The 2007-nt window shown below is 31.3% G+C and carries 3 protein-coding genes; all 3 read right to left on the reverse strand.

What is annotated here, in order from left to right:
• Positions 1-192: 192 nt before the first annotated feature.
• The gene (locus tag DFQ11_RS14990) at positions 193-654 is read right to left on the reverse strand and encodes a hypothetical protein (protein ID WP_110476695.1); all 462 of its coding nucleotides are present in this window, start codon (positions 652-654) and stop codon (positions 193-195) included.
• Positions 651-977: a hypothetical protein gene (locus DFQ11_RS14995; RefSeq protein WP_110476697.1), complete on the reverse strand. Its 327-nt coding sequence runs from the start codon at positions 975-977 to the stop codon at positions 651-653. Before DFQ11_RS14995 ends, DFQ11_RS14990 begins: the two co-directional genes overlap by 4 nt.
• 155 nt (positions 978-1132) lie before the next feature.
• Positions 1133-1768: a hypothetical protein gene (locus DFQ11_RS15000; protein WP_110476699.1), complete on the reverse strand. Its 636-nt coding sequence runs from the start codon at positions 1766-1768 to the stop codon at positions 1133-1135.
• Positions 1769-2007: the final 239 nt, after the last annotated feature.

Genomic DNA, 2007 nt, shown 5'->3' on the forward strand with positions numbered 1-2007 from the left:
GCCCTAGCTAAATCAGGTTTAAAATATGACAGAAACTATAGAAGTGTTTTAGTAAATATAAACTAATAAATACTTGTTTTTTAACACAGTTCTTGGTTAGTTGCGTGGTTAAGTAACTAAATTAGTAAACTTTTACGAACCCGTGAAAATTCCGAAGGAATTTTCCAAATAAGCAATGACCAAAGCAATTAATTATACACGTTGTTGCCACCAGTTTTTATATTCAGTCGTTTTCTTTTGGGTTAATTTCAAAAATTGATAGTTGAATAAAACTCCCAAAGCTCCGAACACATAAAAATACCATTGAGGTCTCACTAATTCTGGAAATATTTCAGGCCATTGCCAAGTCGCACCAAAAATAATTCGGTAATCCCAAGCAATTGACGTACACGCAAAATAGTAAAAAACAAGATAGAATATTATAATACCTATCCTGTATAGATACTTGCGAAATAATTTAGGTGAAAGCCATAGAAATAAAAAAGTTAAAATAATAGATAGAACACTAAAAATTAAAATTCCATCACGATAAATTCCAAAGAAATCATTAGTTTCAACATCTAATATTCTAAATGCTTTTTCAAAGGAAAATATCGGTAAAAAGTAAGTTCCCCAAAACAAAACTCCTATGAAAAGTTTATAGAGTAATTTCATTTCATATATGTTTTTTCCCAACTACAACATTCTTTTGTCAGTTGATAAGTTAAACGTTCTAATCTAAAATAGGCTTTCATACCGCCAACTCTTTCGTGAAAATCAAAACTACCATACTTATTAGGACGCATTCTAATAAAAATATCTTTCCAATTCGTTTGATTATAATCGTGTTGTTGATATTCAAATACTTGAAATCTGAACATACAATATGGCATTTCTCTGTACCAACCTATATGGATTGGAACGAACCATATAATAGCTAAAGCAAGAATTAAAATTGAAGATAGTAATCTTTTAATATTTTTTCTTACTCTATTCATTTGTTCAAATTGGTGGCAACGGTCTCGTATAACCGTCAGTTACGGGTTAATATGCGTTAATTTTCGGTTTGGAACTGATGTTAGCAATTCCGAGTGGATTCGGACGTAGTCGAATCCGCCGTAATTGCGGTTATACATTGTTGTGCGTTCGTTTTTTATTTCCATTGTCTGTTTTTCAAGTTGGTTTTCTTTAATGAATATCCATCGTTAAAAAACAATTTTCCATTATCTAAAATCATTATTTTATCAGTCAAAAATCTTGGAACAGCATTTAAGTCCAAATCCCTTACAATAATTTCTATTTCGTTAAAATTCGGATTGTCGATTTTTATAGTTTCTTTTTGTCCTAAATAATGATAGGTAATTGTCTTAACTTCTTGAGTTTTCAATTCCGCAATTCCATTCACGTCAGCCGCTTTTCCCTCGTTTTGGTCATTAATCACAATAAATGCTGCTGCAAGAGGTAATTCCAAATCTCGGATTGTGATTTTCACGTTGCCAATTCGGTCAGGATTTACTTTTCCGCTATAAGTCGTACTTGGGTTTTTGGGTTGTTCAAATGTGTTTAATTTTATACTGTCTTTGGATATTTGCTCCCAATTTCCTTTGACAAAAGTTCCTCCGCCAACATCCATAAAAATAAAATATTCAAAAGTTTTGTCCGATTTCAGTTCAATTTGAGTACAAGCTAAATATTTTTTTTCGCACTTTCCATATAAACCAATTACCGATTTATTCGTTGAGCACGAACCAAAAAGAAGTAAAATTAAAATCAGTTTAATGTATTTCACGGGTTTTTCTCAAATGACGCACAACGTTGTTGTATATGGTTTGTTGCGTGTTTTAAGCAACCAATTTAGTAAATAATTACTGACCAAGAAAGTCCGCGAGGACTTTCGTAAGTAAGCAATAAACCAGCAATAAATTATATACGGCTTAAGTTAGCATTTTAATAAAAACACTAAATTAAGACCTATAAATAAGAAAGAACAAAGGAGAGGAATAAGGTTATTATATACGCAGAGACTTT

It is taken from the genome of Winogradskyella epiphytica, assembly GCF_003217215.1.
GTDB lineage: Bacteria > Bacteroidota > Bacteroidia > Flavobacteriales > Flavobacteriaceae > Winogradskyella > Winogradskyella epiphytica.

What these genes read in the sequence shown, in the direction of transcription:
- DFQ11_RS14990 (WP_110476695.1), bottom strand. Translation starts at nt 654, where the DNA reads ATGAAATTACTCTATAAACTTTTCATAGGAGTTTTGTTTTGGGGAACT.
- DFQ11_RS14995 (WP_110476697.1), bottom strand. Translation starts at nt 977, where the DNA reads ATGAATAGAGTAAGAAAAAATATTAAAAGATTACTATCTTCAATTTTA.